Consider the following 18,184-nt stretch of genomic DNA (forward strand, 5'->3'; position numbering starts at 1 on the left):
CCGGCGACCGGATCACTGCCGTCCTCCCCGGCACATGGCGAAGGGGCGGGAGTGGTGAGGGTGACGGTGCCGGGAACGGACGGGAAAACCGGGGGTGGCCGGGGGCCGAGGGGTGGCGGCGTCTGGCTGCCCGGCGTGGTGAACCTCGCGCTCGGCGTGCCCGCGATGATTCCGCTGCACCTCGCGTGGTGGCTGTGGACGGAGTACCTGCCGATGGACTGCCGCAGCGTGGCGGAGGCGGCCCGGCCAGGGCTCACGAACTGCAACTACACCACCCTGGACCACGCGGGTCCCGCGATGTTCCTGCTCGTGGTGTCCGGGCTGCTCGCCCTCGGGCTGGTGCTCCTCGTCGACGTGCTGCTGCCGCTGCGGCGCGGCAGCCGGCGGGGAGTGTGGCTCGGCACGGCCGTGCTGGTCCCGGTTCCGTTCGCGGTGACCCTCGCACTGGCCCTCTGATACGGCCCGTCAGCGGCGGCGCCGCGCCCCGCCGGGTGCGGCGTCGCCCGCGGCGATGCCCGTGGTGCGGTACGCGCGCACGGGCCTGCCGACCGGGCCCTTGGCGAGCCAGTCGGTACGCACCCACAGCAGTGTCTCGCGCCGGTGCTCCCAGCGGCCCAGCCAGACGGCCTTCAGCCACAGGCCCGCACCGGCACCGGCCAGCCACAGCCCGCCCGCGCCGGGCAGTACGAAGGAGAGGCCCAGCGCGGCCAGGAAGGCGCCCAGCAGCCACCAGCGGCGCGAGCGGCGCCAGGCGCGGGCGGTCACGGCCCGGTCCTGGAGGAAGTCGGCGCGCGCGGCCCGGGTGGCCTCCGCGGCCAGGCGCGTGTACCGCGCGCGCCGCGCCAGGGCCACCGCCGCGGCCGTCACCAGGAAGAGCGCGGCCCCGGCGAGCAGTCCGATGCGCCGCCCGGTCAGCCCGGGCACCAGCGCCCCGAGCCCGGCGGCCAGCAACCCCGGCCACCACAGGGGCGCCACCCCCGCTCGTACGACCACGGCCACTCTCGCCAGCGCCTGCCCGCCCCGCGCCACGTCCGCCTCCTCAACTCGCCGCTGCGACACCGATGCGTCTGTGCGGCGGAAGGCTAACGCCCTTCCCTTAACGTCTCCTGAGAATCGCCGCTAGTCGACGAAGAGACCGCGCGCGGCCGCCCCCGCGTCGAACTCCTCCAACCGCGCCTGCGCGTCCGGCAGCCCGTCGCACATCGCCTCCAGCAGCACCCGCCCCAGCATCATCGGCGCGCACGCCGTGTCGAAGGCGAGTCCGGTGCCGACGGCCGCCGGGAGCAGGACGTCGCTGTGCTTGGCGACCGGCGCGAACGCCGAGTCCGCGACGGTCACCACCGTGAGGCCGGCCTCCCGCGCGTACGCGAGCGCCTCGACGACCTCCTTGGGGTGGCGGGGCAGCGCGAAGCAGAGCAGCACCGTGGCCCCGGCCCGTACGGCGCCGTCGACGCGGTCGACGAGCATGGTGCCGCCCTCGTCCAGCAGCCGTACGTCCGGGTGGACCTTGGCCGCGAAGTACGCGAAGCCGCGCGCCTGCGAGGAGGCGGCCCGCAGCCCCAGCACGGGCAGCGGCCGCGAGGAGGCGAGCAGCCGCCCGGCCCGCTCGACGGGCTCGGGGTCGGCGAGCAGCCCGGCGAGGTGGCGCAGGTTCTCGATCTCGGCGTGGACGGCCTGCTGGTACTCGTTGAACTCCGACGCCCCGGCCGCCACGGACTGGGCGGGCGCCACCTCGCGCAGGTACTTGCGCAGGCCCGGGTAGCCGTCGAAGCCGAGGGCGACCGCGAAGCGGGTCACGGACGGCTGGCTCACCCCGGCCAGCTCGGCGAGCTCCACGCTCGACAGGAACGGCACATCGGCGGCACGCCGCACCATCCAGTGCGCGATCCTGCGCTGCGTCGGCGTCAGCCGGTGCCCTTCGAAGAGCGCCTGCAGCCGCGCGGCGGGATTGTCGCTCATCCCGTCCCCCTGATCCTTCACCGGCGTGTTTATTCAGTCACCGCCGTGACTGAATAAACCATATGCAAGAGGCGCATGCCGGGGGAAGCGGGGCTCGGTACCCGGTCCGCGCCGGCGCCGCGCACGAACCGCGCTGATCGCCTCGTGACTTCAATTCGCCCTTGTTGAGACCGAGTTATCGCGATGAAGCCCTATAAGGGTCCCGGCCTACCGTCTCCAAGCCCCACGCCGGCGGACATACAATGCGACATCACATTGTGATCAATGATCAACAGCATCGGGGGATGCGCCATGGGGTTCGACCAGGAATGGGCCCAGCTGCGGGACGAGGCGGCGGCCAGGCAGGCAACATCGATGCGGCTCAATCAGCTGCCCGCCGATCCGGGCGGCGGCGGCGGAGTCGCAGGCCCGGGCGGCATCTTGGAGTCTTCACCCGCCGAGAAGCGCGCGGCCGCCAACACCATCGACAACTCCCTGGTGAAGCAGACCACGGACGCCACGAACTGGGCGGACGAGGCCACGACGGGCGCCATCGGTTCCCTCAAGGGCTGGGAGACCGCCGCCGGGCTCAAGACCGTGGAGTCCACGTGGGACAAGCAGGTCAAGACGCTCATCGGCCGACTGCACCATGAGAGTCGCGCCCTGCGGAGCACCGTGGTCACCCTGGGCGGGGTCGACTCCGGCCGCGGTCAGCGGATCAACAGCGTCCCATCGAGTTTCAACTCGTACTGAGCGCCGTCACGGCGCTCGTACGACTTCGATGCCGATGCCGATGCCGATGCCCCGTCGCCCGTAGGGAAACAGAATGCTGACGTACCACGAAGTCATGTCCACGGACTTCGGCCCTCTGAACACCGCTGCCGAGAAGTGGCAGTCGATGGCGGCCGAAATCCACAAGGTCGAGATCGCCTACCGGGACAACGTCGAGAAGATCAGGAACTGGCAGGGTCAGAGCGAGTTCGCGGCGCGCACGAACTTCGCCGCGACGCGCTACGAGTACCAGGCCGCCCAGACCCAGGCCAAGGCGACCGCCACGTTGCTGCGTAACGCCCACCAGCAGTTCGTCGAGCTGAAGAAGCAGCTGGAGAACGCCCGCGCCGACGCCGTCAAGGCCGGCATGAAGGTGTCCGAGCAGGGCAACGTCGCCTACGACTGGGACAAGCTCACCCCGGCCGAGCGCGAGGCCGCCCGCCACGACCCGGACCACGCCCGCTCCGTCCAGGAGAGCGAGCAGTCGTGGGCCGATTACATCAAGGCGTGCGTCAAGGCCGTCGACGACGCGGACAAGGACCTGAAGAAGGACCTGGAGGCCGTCGTCAAGGACAGCTACGGCGCCAAGAACGACGAAACGCTCGGCACCGGCTTCAACGGCGACGCCGGGAAGGTCTCGGTGGCGGACGACCAGCAGAAGCAGGACCGTACGCAGCTCGCCGCGCTGAAGATCCGCGACAACGAGACCCTCGAGGACTACCTGCTGCGCCTGCAGCGCACCGGTGTGGAGAAGATCAGCGGCAGCAAGGAGATCGCGGACCTCTTCGCAGCCGTCCAGAAGGGCACGATCACCGCCGGGGCCTTCGCCAGGGCTATCGGCAAGAGTGGCTCGTCCGGCTTGAAGCTGTACAAGTACCTGAAGGAGAACAAGCCGATCACCGCGGCCGGCACCTTCCTGGGGAGCCGCATCAACGCGCGGATCGCCTCCGCCGCCCCGGGCAGCTTCTGGAGCCGTATGCCACCCAATCTGGTGGGCGCCCTCACCGGCTCGGACGAGGCCGCCAAGCTCGCGTACGCGAGGGCCGGCTCCGCCTTCGTCCCCACAGCGGCCGAGGCCAGCCTGATCACCGTCGCCAGGAACGGCGGTCTCGCGGAAGCGGCGAAGACCGCGGGCTGGCTTCGTGGCGCCGGTGTGGTGGGTGGTGTCGCGGCAACCGCCTACGGCATAGCGAACCTGTCCACCTACAACGCGGACATGATCAAGGCCGACCCGGCCAAGTTCGCCTCGGACCTCAGCGGCACGGCCTTCAACGGCTCCCTGACCGCGCTCACCGTGGCACCCAGCCCGGTGACGCTCGGTCTGACGATCGGCACGGGCGTGGTGTACGCCGGCTGCTTGATCTGGGACAACCACGAGGCCATCGGCGACGGGATCGAGAAGGCGGGCGACTGGATCGGCGACAAGGCCTCGGACATCGGGGAAGACATCTCCAGCGGTGCGAAGAAGCTGGGCAGCGCCCTCAATCCGTTCGACTAGCGAAAGATCCCATGCACACCACCATCACCCCGTTCACGCTCACCTTCTGGAAGGGGGAGCGGTATCCGGGCACGCCGCTGCAGCGCGCCTGGCAGGGTACGTCTCCGGAATACGGGGACATCCGCGTCCTCTGGCCCGCGCCTCCCCACGTCGACGAGCGCATCGCCACACAGGTGAGCGGTGGTCTCATTCCGACGGCCACCTTTGAGACCCGCGGCATCCACGCCGAACTCGTGGGGATGCCGACCCTGAACCGCGCGACCGCGCGCGTGGGCGACGGCCTCGTGTCACTGAGCCGGAACAGATTCGCCATGACGAAGAGGGGCCGTTCCCTGCGCATGACGTACTTGGGTAACCACTACAGGCTGACGGCGATCGACCGGAAGGCGTACACGTTCTCGCGGAAGCCCGACGCCGACGACCCCGGCGTCGTCCTCACGGTGCGGCAGTCGGGGCTCGGGAAGAACAAGAAGGTCTCCGTCCAGGCGAACGGCCGGGTCCTGCCCACCGATCTGGCCCTGGCGGTTCTCTTCGCCGGAGTCGACCGGGCCGTTCTCACCCGGGGAGGCGTGGTGCGTGCCGGCTTCTCGAGGCTGTCCCACTTCTGGGCCGAGACCTACACCCCCTGACCGCGACTAACAAAAGAGTACGTATGCCTTCGTTCGACATTTCCCGGTCCCGGTTCCGCCTGGCCGACGATCACCTCATCGTGCTGTGCGAGCTCGCGGCCGGGAACGAGGTGCCCGAAGATCTGGCCACCGCCCGTAAGGAGCTGGTGGACAGCGGCCTGATCAACCCGGGTGGTGAACTGGTCCCTTCACTCCTGCCGCTGCTCAAGACGGTCCTGAATCCCGGGGTGGTCATCTCCCTGGAGGCGGCCGGCCGGCAGGGAGACCTGCGCCACGGCATGCTCATCGGTGAGGACCACGTCGTCGCCCACGAGGCGTGGCCGGGGGAAGCCGAGGCCGAGTACTCCTGCGTCCAGCCGAAGATGCTGGTCTGGAAGCTCGCCGACATGGTGAACCTTCAGCAGCCCCGGGTCTCCCCCGCCACGCCCCTCTCCGTCCTGGAGACCACTGTGGGCACGATCGAGGCGGGATTCGCCGGACTGGACGGCGCGGCCCGGGCCAGGTCCGGCGAGGAAGAGCGGGACCTCGTGCACCGCTCCATGGCGGCGACCGGCACGCTTGCCGAGCCGTCCCTGACGTTCCTGTCCGAGCTGATGTGCGAGCTCCGCTCCAGCTGGCGCATGACGGCCGCCTGGCGGGGAACTTCCGAGGGCCTCCCGGGCGTCTCGGCGCGCGGCTTCGCCGTCTGGGACTGCGGCCCCCTGGGCTACTGGCTGCGGGAGCTCCCCGAAGAGCCCGTGCCCGCCGAGAAGATCACCCCGGGCGGCCCCTTCCGGCTCGTCCGCGTCGACGCGAAGACCATCTGGGCGAGGATCACCGAGCTGCTCCCGGACGACGCCGAGATCCGCGGCGCCGCGGCCTGACGCTGAGGAGAAGTGTCCGCGTGAGAGCCGCGGGGACCGCCGCACCCCCGTTGCCGGGGGGCGGGACGACGGCGGTCCCCGCGGGGGACACGGGCCCGGGTCAGGGCCGGTCTCCGCGTCCGCGGCGTACGGGAGGTCCGGGAGCCGCTCCGGAGGTTCCTGACGCCGACAAGGACAACAGTGCACGAGCAGTGTTAAGCGGGTGCTGCCGCGACATGACGTGCTCGTACCGTTTGCGCGAAGCTACTGCTTGCGGTCCTTGGCGAGGAACGACAGCAGGTCCTGACGGCTCACCACACCGGTGGGCTTGCCCTCGACCAGCACGATCGCCGCGTCCGCCGTGCCGAGCACGGACATCAGGTCGTCGACCGGCTCGCCGGAGCCGACCTGCGGCAGCGGCGGGCTCATGTGCTTCTCGAGCGGGTCGTCGAGGGAGGCCCGCTTGGTGAACAGGGCGTCCAGCAGCTGGCGTTCGACGACGGAGCCGACGACCTCGGCGGCCATGACGTCGGGGTGGCCGGCGCCCGGCTTGACGATGGGCATCTGGGAGACGCCGTACTCGCGCAGGACCTCGATGGCCTCGCCGACGGTCTCCTCGGGGTGCATGTGGACGAGCTTGGGGATGTCGCCCTCCTTGTGCCGCAGGACGTCCCCGACGCTGGCGGACGGGCCGGCCTCCTCCAGGAAGCCGTAGTCCGCCATCCACTCGTCGTTGAAGATCTTCGAAAGGTAGCCCTTGCCGCTGTCCGGCAGCAGCACGACCACCACGTCGTCCGGGCCGAGCCCCTCGGCCGCCCGCAGCGCCGCGACGACGGCCATGCCGCAGGAGCCGCCGACGAGCAGGCCCTCCTCCTTGGCGAGGCGCCGGGTCATCTGGAAGGCGTCCTTGTCGGAGACCGCGATGATCTCGTCCGTGACGCTGCTGTCGTACGCGCTGGGCCAGAAGTCCTCGCCGACGCCCTCGATCAGGTACGGACGGCCGGAGCCGCCGGAGTACACCGAGCCCTCCGGGTCCGCGCCGACGACGCGGACCTTGCCGCCGCTGACCTCCTTCAGGTAGCGGCCGGTGCCGGTGATGGTGCCGCCGGTGCCGACGCCCGCCACGAAGTGGGTGATCTTCCCGGACGTCTGGTCCCACAGCTCGGGACCGGTGCTCTCGTAGTGCGAGCGCGCGTTGTTGGGGTTCGAGTACTGGTCCGGCTTCCAGGCGCCGGGCGTCTCCCGTACGAGCCGGTCCGAGACGTTGTAGTACGAGTCCGGGTGCTCGGGGTCGACCGCCGTGGGGCAGACCACGACCTCGGCGCCGTACGCCCGCAGAACGTTGATCTTGTCCGTGGAGACCTTGTCGGGGCAGACGAAGACGCACTTGTAGCCCCGCTGCTGGGCCACGATCGCCAGGCCGACGCCCGTGTTGCCGGACGTGGGCTCGATGATGGTGGCGCCGGGCTTGAGCTCACCGCTCTGCTCGGCCGCCTCGATCATGCGCAGGGCGATGCGGTCCTTCACCGAACCGCCCGGGTTGAAGTACTCCACCTTGGCGAGGACGGTTGCCTGCAGGCCCTCGGTCACACTGTTGAGCTTCACCAGCGGGGTGTTGCCGATGAGGCTGATCATCGAATCGTGGAATTGCACCGTAGTTCTCCGGGGTCTCCGTAATGGTCCCGCCAGCGTATGCGTAGGACGAGGCGGTTACGGGGCAGTTAGCTCATGAACCGGCCTGGAGGAGGTGGCTGCCCCTATGTCGAGGGCGAGGGTGGCGCGACGGATCGCCGCGGGAGCGGCGTACGGCGGCGGGAGCCTCGGGCTGCTGGGTGCGGCGGCGGTGGGGGTGCTGCTGGCGGAGGTCCAGCTGGCGAAGCGTTCCGTGGGCGGCGGGGTGGCGCCGCTGCCACCGGCGGCTGACGGGCTGTACGGCCGTGGTTTCGAGGGCGCCGAGCCGGTCAGGCTCGCCCTTCTGGGTGATTCTACGGCGGCGGGCCAGGGTGTGCGGCGGGCCGGCCAGACGCCGGGCGCGCTGCTGGCCTCGGGCCTCGCGGCGGTCGCGGAACGCCCCGTCGAGCTGCGTAACGTCGCCCTGCCCGGCGCCCGCTCCGACGACCTGGAACGCCAGGCCACGCTGCTGCTCGCGCACCCGGGGCGGGTCCCCGACGTGTGCGTGATCATGATCGGCGCGAACGACGTGACGCACCGGATGTCGCCGACCCAGTCCGTGCGGTACCTGTCGACGACGGTGCGCCGGCTGCGCACGGCGGGCGCGGAGGTGGTGGTCGGCACCTGTCCCGACCTGGGCACGATCGAGCCGGTCTACCAGCCGCTGCGCTGGGTGGCGCGGCGGGCCTCGCGCCAGCTGGCCGCCGCCCAGACGATCGTGGTCGTGGAGCAGGGCGGCCGTACGGTGTCGCTCGGCGACCTCCTGGGTCCGGAGTTCGAGGCGAACCCGCGCGAGATGTTCGGCGCCGACAACTACCACCCCTCGGCCGAGGGGTACGCGACGGCGGCGATGGCCGTCCTCCCGACGGTCTGCGCGGTGCTGGGCGTCTGGCCGGAGGAGGAGCGGCTGGAGGCGGACCGCCACGAGGGCGTGCTGCCGGTCGCGCAGGCGGCCGCGGAGGCCGCGGAGGAGGCCGGTACGGAGGTCACCCCGGCCCGCGCCCCCTGGGCCCGCCTGAAGCACCGCCGGCGCCGTCGCCTGCCCCTGGTCACGGACCCGTCGCCCACGCCGGAGCCGCCGGACACCCATGGGCGCCACGTGTGAGCGCCACGCACCGGCGCGTACGCCTGAGCGAGCGCTTAGAAATGCGGCGCTCGTCACACGTTCCGTGCAGTGACCTGCGCGGTACGTGCGGGTAACTTCACCTCACAGGTCCGCCATCCGCCTCACCGCACCTGGAGCCCCGATGCCCGAAGCCGTGATCGTCTCAGCCGCCCGCTCCCCCATCGGCCGGGCCTTCAAGGGCTCGCTGAAGGACCTGCGGCCGGACGACCTGACCGCCACGATCATCCAGGCCGCGCTCGCCAAGGTGCCCGAGCTCGACCCGCGCGACATCGACGACCTGATGCTCGGCTGCGGCCTGCCCGGCGGCGAGCAGGGGCACAACCTCGGCCGTATCGTCGCCGTGCAGATGGGCATGGACCACCTGCCCGGCTGCACCATCACCCGCTACTGCTCCTCCTCGCTCCAGACCTCCCGCATGGCGCTGCACGCCATCAAGGCGGGCGAGGGCGACGTCTTCATCTCGGCGGGCGTCGAGATGGTCTCCCGCTCCGTGAAGGGCACCAGCGACGGCCTGCCCGACACCCACAACCCGCTGTTCGCCGAGGCCGAGGCCCGCACCGCGGCCCGCGCGCAGCAGGAGGGCGCCGACTGGCACGACCCGCGCGAGGACGGGCTGCTGCCCGACGCGTACATCGCGATGGGCCAGACCGCCGAGAACCTGGCCCGCCTCAAGGGCGTCACCCGCCAGGACATGGACGAGTTCGGCGTGCGGTCGCAGAACCTCGCCGAGGAGGCCATCAAGAACGGCTTCTGGCAGCGCGAGATCACCCCGGTGACGCTGCCCGACGGCACGGTCGTCTCCCAGGACGACGGCCCGCGCGCGGGCGTCACCCTGGAGGGCGTGCAGGGCCTCAAGCCGGTCTTCCGCCCCGACGGCCTCGTCACCGCCGGCAACTGCTGCCCGCTGAACGACGGCGCCGCCGCGCTCGTCATCATGTCCGACACCAAGGCGCGCGAGCTGGGCCTGACCCCGCTCGCCCGGATCGTCTCCACCGGCGTCTCGGGCCTGTCGCCCGAGATCATGGGCTACGGCCCGGTCGAGGCCAGCAAGCAGGCGCTGCGCCGCGCCGGGCTGACCATCGGCGACATCGACCTGGTCGAGATCAACGAGGCGTTCGCCGCGCAGGTCATCCCGTCCTACCGGGACCTGGACATCCCGCTGGAGAAGCTGAACGTCAACGGCGGCGCCATCGCCGTCGGCCACCCCTTCGGCATGACGGGCGCGCGCATCACCACCACGCTGATCAACAGCCTCCAGTTCCACGACAAGCAGTTCGGCCTGGAGACCATGTGCGTCGGTGGGGGTCAGGGCATGGCGATGGTCATCGAGCGGCTGAGCTGAGCTGTAGCGGAGGGTAGGGGTCGCCTGAGGAACGAAGGCGGCACCTGCCCGCAGCGGTAGCGAAGCGAAGCGCGACCAAAAGAGCGAGCGACTGAGCTGAGCGGGGCTGAGCTGAGCAGTTAATCCCACCGCGTCCCAGCCGTGACCGAATCTCCCCCAGGATGTGACCTACATCCCGGGGGAGATCCGTTTGTGCAGGTCAGCCTGTCGATCAGGTAAATACACGAGCCAAAATACCTGTCCAATTCGTGACGTAATGCACTGACAGGGGGCGCGCGCACACGACAAGCTGATGTAGGAAGTGCGGGGGATCGATTGAAACCGGGAGTAAGTCAGTGAGCGCCATGTCTCTCGCCCTGCTGATGACGACGGCCACCGCCACGGCCGTGGGCGCCGCCGCCCTGCACGCCGCGCACGGGCTGCGCAAGCAGGTGGCCGCCCTGCGCGCCGATCTGGCCGCCGCGCACGATCTCGCCGGCCGCGCCCCCGCCGTCCCCCACGCCCGCACCACCACCGACGACATACGCGCCGCCGTCGCCGAGGCCCTGGCCGAGGAGCGCGAGCGCGAGCTCGCCGAGGCGCGCGCCTTCTGGGCCGCCCAGGAGGCCCGTGACGCCGCCGACGCGCCCGGCACGCTGCTGGGCGGCGGCCTGTCCGGCCTGTCCGACGACGGCCCGTTCTTCGTGCCGCGCCAGGCGGACTTCGTGGGCCTGGAGGCCCTGGACCTCGACGGCGACCGCGACGACGCGGATTACGCCGAATACGCCGCCGAGTACGAGCTCCCCGAGTTCCCCGACGACTCACCCGAGCTGGCCGCCGCCCGGCGCCGCCACCCCTCGCACCCGGACTTCGTGCCGGTCCAGACGCCCGTCGTCACCGACCACGAGCGCACCGTGGCCCGCCTGGAGGAGCTCGCCGCGGCCCGGACGGCGCTCACCGACGTACGCCCCGGCCCCCTCGGCACGCTCGACGTGTACGTCTTCGCCGACGGTACGACGCTGTGCATGACCCCCGGCCACCGCGAGACCGCCGAGCGCCTCGCGGACGCGCTGCGCAAGGGCGCCGCACCGGTCCTGCTGGGCGGCTCGGGCGTCTCCGGCGCGTACGCCCTGACCTTCGCGTGCGGCGAGGGGGACGGCGGCGCCGAGAACGTCTACGTCCTCGCCGACCGCGTCATAGCCTCGCTCTAGCCGCCGCCCGCTCCACCAGCTGCACGGCCTCGGCCAGCTGTTCGGCGGCCGCGGCGCCGGCGGACGAGGGCGTCCGCAGAACCTCCGCCAGATCGTTACCGGCCACCACAAGTTGGTCCGCGACCGTGAACACCCCCGCGTCGGGCATGGTCCGCGGCTCCGCCGCCGGGTCCTCCAGGCGCTGCGCGCGCAGCGCCAACTCCCTTGCCAGCGCGAGCCCTTCGGCGGCCGCGCCCCGCTGGAGGCGGCTCTGCGGGGCGGCCCGCAGCCGGTCGGCGAAACGTTCCACGGCACGGGTCAGTTCAGTCGTGTCCACCACGCCGCGACCCTATGCGCCGGTACGGCACTGTTGCCAATACGCGAACGCTCAGGCACGGTGACGTGAAGGAGCACACGCGCACAGCGTCCGGAGGCGCCGATGTCCCAAGTCTTCTCCGAAGAGACCCACCGCAATCTGCTCGCGCGCATTCCCGCCTGCACCGGCCGTGAAGTGGCCGACTGGCTTCGCACCGTCGAGGAAGGGCCTTCCCTCCTCCGCTTCGAGGAGAAGGTCAGCTGGCTCCGGGGCGAGCACAACCTCGCGTACGGGCACGCCAAGGCGATCATCCACGAGTACGACCTGCGCCGGGCCGCCCGCAAGCTGCTCTGACGGCACACGGAACAGACGGGAAGGCCCCGTACCGGCGACTGCCGGTACGGGGCCTTCCGTGTGGTGCGGGGGTGGCGTCAGTCGTCGCCCTGCAGGATCGAGATCAGCCGCAGGAACTCCAGGTAGATCCACACCAGCGTCATGGTGAGGCCGAAGGCCGCCAGCCACGACTCCTCGCGCGGGGCGCCGTAGGTGATGCCGTCCTCGACCTGCTTGAAGTCCAGGGCCAGGAAGCACGCGCCGAGGACGATGCCGATGACGCCGAACATGATGCCGAGACCGCCGCTGCGGAAGCCGAGGCCGTCACCGCCGCCGAAGAGGGCGAACAGCGCGTTCACCGCCATCAGCAGGATGAAGCCGAGCGCGGCCGCCATCACGAAGCCGTAGAAGCGGCGGGTGACGCGGATCCAGCGCATCTTGTACGCGATGAGCACGCCGGCGAAGACCGCCATGGTGCCGAGCACCGCCTGCGGGACCGCGCCCGGCGTGACGTACGTGGAGACGGCGCTGGAGATGACGCCGAGGAAGACGCCCTCGAAGGCCGCGTACGCCAGGATCAGCGCGGGCGACGCCTTGCGCTTGAAGGCCTGGATCATCGCGCAGACGAAGGCGACCAGGGCCGCACCGATGCCGATCCCGTACGACTTGCCGATGTTCGCCGGGTCGACGGGCAGCAGGAGCCAGGCGAGCGTCGCGGTGACGAAGACCGTGCCGAGCGTGATGCCCGTGCGGGTCACCACGTCGTCGATCGTCATGGCCCCCGTGCGCGCCGGTGCCTGCGGGGCGCCGAGCTGCGCGGTGTCCTGCGCGTAGGGGTTGGTGGCGTAAGGGTTCGTCGCGTACGGGTTGGTTCCAGCGGCGGGGCCCCCGGCCGGCTGCTGCGCGTTGAAGCCCGCGTAGCCGCCGTTGTCGCGGCTGAACCCCCGTCGCGAGAAGACCGGGTTGCTGCTCCTCATCTCACTCCTCCATGGCCGCCGTGCGCGGCCTTGAGACAAGAGTAATGGGGACGCAAAGGAAACACCCTAGTGCTCGGGGAGGATCTTTGGGGCCGGAACGCGCAAAACGGGCCGGTCTATGATCGCCGCGCGCAGCGCCGTCGCCCTGCGCAGCCTGCCGGCCGGGGTGCGGCTGCGCCTCTGGACTGGGTCCCGGCCGGCACGGGTGACCGTGTGCGTGCGGAAACCCCCGCACGAAGGGTCGTGGGACCGCTCCCGGCGGTGCGGTCGGTGAGTGCCCGGAGCCGGACTCGAACCGGCACGGCCCAAAGGCCAGCGAGGTTTAAGCTCGCCGTGTCTGCATTCCACCACCCGGGCGCGGCGCGCGGCTCCGCGTTGGCACATGAGCCTATCCGGGCGCTTCCCTCGAACAGCGGAACGCTGGCCCGATGTTGTCTTATTTTATTGACGCTTGAGGGAGCGTCAGCGCAGGTGAACGGTGTGGCGCGGCAGCCGGACCGGACTCGCGGCAGCAAAGAACTGCGCAAAGGAATGACGGAAAGTCGCCGCCTCGGTCCGCTGCGTGGGCCGCCGGGCCGGGCGGCGGAGCGGTTCTCAGGGGTCGCGTCATACCTCAGGAGGAGGGGCGGGCCCCCCGGTCCGACTCCAGGCTGCCCCGGATACGGGCACGGGGAGGGACGTCCGGCGGGGTGGTCGGCGCGGACGATGGACAGGTCCTCGATTCGAACCGCCGTTCCCGACAGGAGCACCCTCGTGACCACCACCCCCCTCGCTCACCGCACCACCGCGGTGGCCGCCCGCGCCACGGATCTGTCCAAGGTCTACGGACAGGGTGAGACGCAGGTGGTCGCCCTGGATCGGGTCACCGTGGAGTTCGGGCAGGGCGAGTTCACCGCGATCATGGGCCCCTCGGGGTCCGGCAAGTCGACCCTGATGCACTGCGTCGCCGGCCTGGACACCTTCAGCTCCGGCTCCGTGCGCATCGGCGAGACCGAGCTCGGCTCCCTCAAGGACAAGCAGCTCACGCAGCTGCGCCGGGACAAGATCGGCTTCATCTTCCAGGCGTTCAACCTGCTGCCGACGCTGACGGCGGCCGAGAACATCACCCTCCCGATGGACATCGCGGGCCGCAAGCCCGACAAGGAGTGGGTGCGCAAGGTCATCGACATGGTGGGCCTGTCCGGCCGCCTCTCCCACCGCCCGGCGCAGCTCTCCGGCGGCCAGCAGCAGCGCGTCGCGGTCGCCCGCGCACTCGCCTCCCGCCCCGAGATCATCTTCGGTGACGAGCCCACCGGAAACCTGGACTCCCGCTCCGGCGCCGAGGTCCTGGGCTTCCTGCGCAACTCCGTGCGCGAGCTGGGCCAGACGGTCGTCATGGTCACCCACGACCCGGTCGCCGCGTCGTACGCGGACCGCGTGATCTTCCTGGCGGACGGCCGCGTCGTCGACGAGATGCTCCGCCCGACGGCGGACGGCGTGCTGGACCGCATGAAGGAGTTCGACACCAAGGGCCGCACCAGCTGACCAGCCGACCAGCTGACAGCCGACCGGGCCGGCCGGCCGCCCCCGTACGCACCCACCCCAGGACTCACCTCATGTTCCGTACCGCCCTGCGCAATGTGCTCGCGCACAAGGCCAGGCTGCTGATGACCGTGCTCGCCGTCATGCTCGGCGTGGCCTTCGTCTCCGGCACCCTGGTCTTCACCGACACCCTCTCCCAGGCCTTCCGCAACCAGACCGCCAAGGGCTACGACGGCATCGCCGTCGCCGTCACCTCGTACGGGCAGGGCCCCGCCGGGGAGGGCGAGAAGCAGCAGCCCGGCATCTCCGCCGCCACCGTCGAGCGGATCGCGAAGCTCGACGGCGTGGCCTCCGCGTCCGGCCGCGTCGACGGCTTCGCGGGCGTCGCCGACCCCAGCGGCAAGCTCATCGGCAACGGCTGGACCAACAAGGGCTCCAACTTCGCGCCCGGCGAGGACGGCAAGGACGAGCGGTACGCGTTCGTCGACGGCACCGGCCCGGTCAAGCCCGGCGACATCGCGCTCGACAAGGACACCGCCGCCAAGGGCACGTACAAGGTCGGCGACACCGTGCGCGTCGCGACCAACGGCCCCGTGCACACCTACACCCTCTCCGGCGTGTTCACCACCGACGACGGCCAGGTCAGCGCGGGCGGCAGCCTGGTGCTCTTCGACACCTCCGTCGCGCAGAAGCTCTACCTCCAGCCCGGGTACTTCCAGAACGTCACCGTCACCGCCGCCCCCGGCGCCTCCGACGAGAAGATCCTCGCCCAGGTCGAGCCGCTGCTCCCCGAGGACGCGGAGGCCCGGACCGGCGCCGCCCTCGCGGCCGAGGAGGCGAAGATGATCGAGGAGGGCATGAGCGGCATGAACCAGGCGATGCTCGGCTTCGCCGCCATCGCGCTCTTCGTCGGCGTCTTCCTGATCTCCAACACCTTCACCATGCTGGTGGCCCAGCGCACCAAGGAGCTCGCGCTGATGCGCGCCGTGGGCGCCTCGCGCAAGCAGATCACCAGGTCGGTGCTGATGGAGGCCCTGCTGGTCGGCGCCATCGCCTCGGCGGTCGGCCTCGCCCTCGGCCTGGGCCTCGCCGTCGGGCTGCGCTCCGGCATGAACGCCTTCGACCTCAAGGTCCCCGGCGGCCCGCTGGTCGTCTCCCCGACCGCGATCCTCTCCGGCATCGCCGTCGGCGTCCTCGTCACCGTGATCGCCGCCTACCTGCCGGGCCGCCGCGCCGCGAAGATCCCGCCGGTCGCCGCCATGAGCAGCGTGCACGCGGCGCCCACGACCAAGTCCCTGGTGGTGCGCAACAGCATCGGCGCGGCCGTCACGCTGCTCGGCTCGGCCGTCATCCTGTGGGGTGTCGCCGTCGGCAAGGACGGCAAGTGGATCGTGGCCGGCGGTGCGTTCCTCGCGCTGGTCGGGCTGATCATCCTCATCCCGCTGCTGTCCCGCCCGGTCATCGCGCTCATCCGGCCGCTGCTGATCCGCCTCTTCGGCGTCTCGGGCAAGCTCGCCGGCCAGAACGCCGTGCGCAACCCGCGCCGCACCGGTGCCACCGCCTCGGCGCTCGCGATCGGGCTCACCCTGGTGACCGGCCTGTCCGTGATGGGCGTCTCGATCGGCAAGGCCGTGGACCGCAGCACCACGGACCACATCACGGCCGACTACATGATCCGCATGGCCGGCGAGGGCATGAGCATGGACCGGTCCGCGCTCACCGCCGTACAGAAGGCGAAGGGCGTGACGGCGGTCTCGCCGCAGCAGGCCTCGTTCCTCACGCTGGACGGCGTGGACCGCTCCGTGTCGGGTGTCGTCCCGGGCGACATCGAGAAGGTCATGAACATCACGGTCGTCGACGGCTCGCTGGCCTCGCTCGGCCAGGGCCGGATCGCGGTCGAGGAGGAGACGGCGAAGAAGCACGGCTGGAAGACCGGCGACACCCTGCCGGTGACGTACGGCGACGGCAAGAGCGGCAAGCTCGCCATCGGTGCCACGTACGAGAAGAACGACATGGTCTCCACCGTCATGGCCCCGCTGTCGGTGCTCGACCCGCACCAGCCGAAGCCCTACCTCCCCGAGATCCTCGTGAAGATGGACGGCGGTGAGAGCGCGGCCGCCGAGCAGGCGCTGGTCGACGCGCTCGGCCAGAACCCGGCCATCAAGGTCATGGACAAGCAGGACATCCGCGACGAGTTCGGCGGCATCATCAACATGATGCTGAACATCATGTACGGCCTGCTGGCGATGGCCCTGATCATCGCGGTCCTCGGGGTCGTCAACACCCTCGCCATGTCCGTCTTCGAGCGACAGCAGGAGATCGGCATGCTGCGGGCGATCGGCCTGGACCGCCGCCGCGTCAAGCGCATGATCCGCCTGGAGGCCGTGGTCATCTCGCTGTTCGGCGCGCTCGTCGGCGTCGCGATGGGCACCTTCCTGGGCTGGGCCATCGGACAGACCCTCAAGGACTCGATCCCCGGGTACGCGATGGTCGTGCCGTGGGACCGGATCGGGATCTTCCTGGTGCTGGCCGGCCTGGTCGGCGTCCTGGCCGCGATGTGGCCGGCGCGCAGCGCGGCGAGGCTGAACATGCTGAGCGCGATCAAGGCGGAGTAGCGCCTGACCCGATCGGCCGAAGGGCCGGGTTCCCGCAGTGCGGGGGCCCGGCCCTCGTGCTGTCAGCCGCCCCAGACCCGCGCCCGCAGCGGCATGCCCGACGCCCCGCTCTCGGGCGTCTTCACCGCCAGGATCTGGTTGACGCCGATGCGGTTGCGCTCGAAGGAGACGGCGGACGCCGCCATGTAGAGGCGCCAGACCCGGGCCCGGCCGGGCGAGGTGACGCGCTGCGCCTGGGCCCAGTGGGCCTCCAGGTTGGCCACCCACTGGCGCAGGGTGAGGGCGTAGTGCTCGCGGATGGCCTCGATGTCGCGCACCTCGAACCCGGCCTCCTCCAGGGTGGCGGTGGTGCGGCCGACGGGCGCGAGCTCGCCGTCGGGGAAGACGTACGCGTCGATGAACGGATCCACGTGGTACGCGGTCTCGTCCGGCTCGGGGCGGCGCGCGATCTGGTGGTTGAGGAGCCGGCCACCCGGCTTGAGCAGGGCGTACAGGTCGTCGGCGTACTCGCGGTAGCGGACGGCGCCGACGTGTTCGGCCATGCCGATGGAGGAAATCGCGTCGTACGGCCCGTCCCTGACGTCCCGGTAGTCCTGGACGCGGATCTCGATCCGGTCGGTGAGGCCCTCGTCGGCGATGCGCTTGCGTGCGAAGACCGCCTGTGCGGTGGAGAGCGTGACGCCGACGACTCTGGCGCCGTACTCGCGGGCCGCGTGGATGGCCATGGAGCCCCAGCCGCAGCCCACGTCGAGCAGCCGGTCGCCCTCCTTGAGGCCGAGCTTGCGGCAGACCAGGTCGAGCTTGTCGCGCTGCGCGTCCTCCAGGGTGCCGCCCTGCGTCCAGTACGCGCAGGAGTAGACCATGGAGGGGCCGAGGACGAGCTCGTAGAAGTCGTTGCCGACGTCGTAGTGGTGGCTGATGGCCTCCTTGTCGCGCCGCTTGGTGTGCAGCGGCCCGGTGCGCCGCCGGACCTCCTCGGCGGGCGGCGCGGGGGGCGGCCAGGGCCCGGCGATCTTCACCAGCCCGCGGATCGCCGCCCGGACCCGCGGGTCGCGTACGGCGTGGACCGTGTCCTTCGCGTCGGCGCCGCGCTCCCAGATGAAGCCGGCGAGCCGGTCGAGGGCCTCGTACAGATCGCCGTCGACGTCGATCTCCCCGGCCACCCACGCCCGTGCCAGGCCCAGCTCCCCGGGCTTCCACAGCAGCCGCCGCAGGGCCCGGCGGCTGCGGAGGACGAGCACCGGGGCGTCGCCCGGAGGGCCCGCCTCGCTCCCGTCCCAGGCCCGGATCCGGACGGGCAGGGGAACCCCGAGCAGGTCCTCGGCGAGAGTGGTGAGCCGCGACGCGGCGTCGGCCATGGTGCACACCTCCGTGACGTTCGATCCCAGAAATGCTCGTCACCACGTAAACACCGACAGCGACGGGATGCAGTCCCG

Annotated in this window: 17 protein-coding genes and 1 tRNA gene; 11 read left to right on the forward strand and 7 right to left on the reverse strand. The window is 71.0% G+C overall.

Annotated elements, in window-relative coordinates; translation table 11 throughout:
* Positions 1-60: 60 nt before the first annotated feature.
* On the forward strand, positions 61-456 hold the full coding sequence (locus ACIRNI_RS23265; protein ID WP_403553900.1) for a hypothetical protein: 396 nt from the start codon (positions 61-63) through the stop codon (positions 454-456).
* A 9-nt stretch (positions 457-465) separates the two neighbouring features.
* On the opposite strand, the gene ACIRNI_RS23270 is transcribed toward ACIRNI_RS23265, so the two are convergent.
* The gene (locus ACIRNI_RS23270; RefSeq protein WP_403553902.1) at positions 466-1,029 is read right to left on the reverse strand and encodes a hypothetical protein; all 564 of its coding nucleotides are present in this window, start codon (positions 1,027-1,029) and stop codon (positions 466-468) included.
* A gap of 90 nt (positions 1,030-1,119) precedes the next feature.
* A complete protein-coding gene (locus ACIRNI_RS23275; RefSeq protein WP_403553903.1) occupies positions 1,120-1,959 on the reverse strand; it encodes a MurR/RpiR family transcriptional regulator in 840 nt (279 codons plus the stop codon).
* A 264-nt stretch (positions 1,960-2,223) separates the two neighbouring features.
* On the opposite strand from ACIRNI_RS23275, the gene ACIRNI_RS23280 reads away from it, so the two are divergent.
* From ACIRNI_RS23280 to ACIRNI_RS23295, 4 genes are all read left to right on the forward strand, one after another.
* Complete coding sequence (locus ACIRNI_RS23280; protein ID WP_403553905.1) at positions 2,224-2,691, forward strand: hypothetical protein; 468 nt, start codon at positions 2,224-2,226, stop codon at positions 2,689-2,691.
* A 94-nt stretch (positions 2,692-2,785) separates the two neighbouring features.
* Positions 2,786-4,207, forward strand: coding sequence for a hypothetical protein (locus tag ACIRNI_RS23285; RefSeq protein WP_403553907.1), 1,422 nt, complete (start codon positions 2,786-2,788; stop codon positions 4,205-4,207).
* Between the two features lie 11 nt (positions 4,208-4,218).
* Positions 4,219-4,836 carry a hypothetical protein gene (locus ACIRNI_RS23290; protein ID WP_403553908.1) on the forward strand — a complete coding sequence of 206 codons (618 nt, stop codon included), beginning with the start codon at positions 4,219-4,221 and terminating at the stop codon, positions 4,834-4,836.
* Between the two features lie 23 nt (positions 4,837-4,859).
* On the forward strand, positions 4,860-5,699 hold the full coding sequence (locus tag ACIRNI_RS23295) for a histidine kinase (protein WP_403553910.1): 840 nt from the start codon (positions 4,860-4,862) through the stop codon (positions 5,697-5,699).
* A gap of 243 nt (positions 5,700-5,942) precedes the next feature.
* Here ACIRNI_RS23295 and ACIRNI_RS23300 read toward each other — a convergent pair whose 3' ends face one another.
* Positions 5,943-7,331, reverse strand: a complete 1,389-nt coding sequence (locus tag ACIRNI_RS23300) for a cystathionine beta-synthase (protein WP_403553912.1) — start codon at positions 7,329-7,331, stop codon at positions 5,943-5,945.
* Positions 7,332-7,437: 106 nt separating this feature from the next.
* Here ACIRNI_RS23300 and ACIRNI_RS23305 point away from each other — a divergent pair, with 106 nt between their 5' ends.
* The 3 genes from ACIRNI_RS23305 to ACIRNI_RS23315 all read left to right on the forward strand — a co-directional run bounded on the left by ACIRNI_RS23305 (position 7,438) and on the right by ACIRNI_RS23315 (position 11,007).
* Complete coding sequence (locus ACIRNI_RS23305; protein WP_403553914.1) at positions 7,438-8,454, forward strand: SGNH/GDSL hydrolase family protein; 1,017 nt, start codon at positions 7,438-7,440, stop codon at positions 8,452-8,454.
* A gap of 142 nt (positions 8,455-8,596) precedes the next feature.
* Entirely contained in the window at positions 8,597-9,817 is a 1,221-nt protein-coding gene (locus tag ACIRNI_RS23310) for an acetyl-CoA C-acetyltransferase (protein ID WP_356646085.1), read from the forward strand.
* 344 nt (positions 9,818-10,161) lie between these two features.
* Positions 10,162-11,007, forward strand: coding sequence for a hypothetical protein (locus ACIRNI_RS23315; protein WP_403554126.1), 846 nt, complete (start codon positions 10,162-10,164; stop codon positions 11,005-11,007).
* Here the strand turns inward: ACIRNI_RS23315 and ACIRNI_RS23320 are convergent.
* Positions 10,991-11,326 carry a hypothetical protein gene (locus ACIRNI_RS23320; protein WP_355362155.1) on the reverse strand — a complete coding sequence of 112 codons (336 nt, stop codon included), beginning with the start codon at positions 11,324-11,326 and terminating at the stop codon, positions 10,991-10,993. The genes ACIRNI_RS23315 and ACIRNI_RS23320 overlap by 17 nt on opposite strands.
* Positions 11,327-11,425: 99 nt before the next feature.
* Here ACIRNI_RS23320 and ACIRNI_RS23325 point away from each other — a divergent pair, with 99 nt between their 5' ends.
* Positions 11,426-11,656 (forward strand): DUF4287 domain-containing protein, encoded by a 231-nt coding sequence (locus tag ACIRNI_RS23325; RefSeq protein ID WP_355362153.1) that lies wholly within the window; start codon positions 11,426-11,428, stop codon positions 11,654-11,656.
* Positions 11,657-11,733: 77 nt separating this feature from the next.
* Here the strand turns inward: ACIRNI_RS23325 and ACIRNI_RS23330 are convergent, their stop codons facing one another.
* Both ACIRNI_RS23330 and ACIRNI_RS23335 read right to left on the reverse strand, forming a co-directional pair.
* Positions 11,734-12,612 carry a Bax inhibitor-1/YccA family protein gene (locus tag ACIRNI_RS23330; RefSeq protein ID WP_403553916.1) on the reverse strand — a complete coding sequence of 293 codons (879 nt, stop codon included), beginning with the start codon at positions 12,610-12,612 and terminating at the stop codon, positions 11,734-11,736.
* Positions 12,613-12,887: 275 nt separating this feature from the next.
* Positions 12,888-12,969: transfer RNA gene (locus ACIRNI_RS23335), tRNA-Leu, on the reverse strand.
* 396 nt (positions 12,970-13,365) lie between these two features.
* On the opposite strand from ACIRNI_RS23335, the gene ACIRNI_RS23340 reads away from it, so the two are divergent.
* Positions 13,366-14,136, forward strand: a complete 771-nt coding sequence (locus ACIRNI_RS23340; protein WP_355362147.1) for an ABC transporter ATP-binding protein — start codon at positions 13,366-13,368, stop codon at positions 14,134-14,136.
* 71 nt (positions 14,137-14,207) lie between these two features.
* Entirely contained in the window at positions 14,208-16,748 is a 2,541-nt protein-coding gene (locus ACIRNI_RS23345; protein WP_403553919.1) for an ABC transporter permease, read from the forward strand.
* Between the two features lie 62 nt (positions 16,749-16,810).
* Here the strand turns inward: ACIRNI_RS23345 and ACIRNI_RS23350 are convergent, their stop codons facing one another.
* Entirely contained in the window at positions 16,811-18,106 is a 1,296-nt protein-coding gene (locus ACIRNI_RS23350) for a class I SAM-dependent methyltransferase (RefSeq protein ID WP_403553921.1), read from the reverse strand.
* Between the last annotated feature and the right edge of the window lie 78 nt (positions 18,107-18,184).

This window comes from Streptomyces sp. NPDC093546 (assembly GCF_044765045.1).
In the GTDB taxonomy this organism is placed as follows: domain Bacteria; phylum Actinomycetota; class Actinomycetes; order Streptomycetales; family Streptomycetaceae; genus Streptomyces.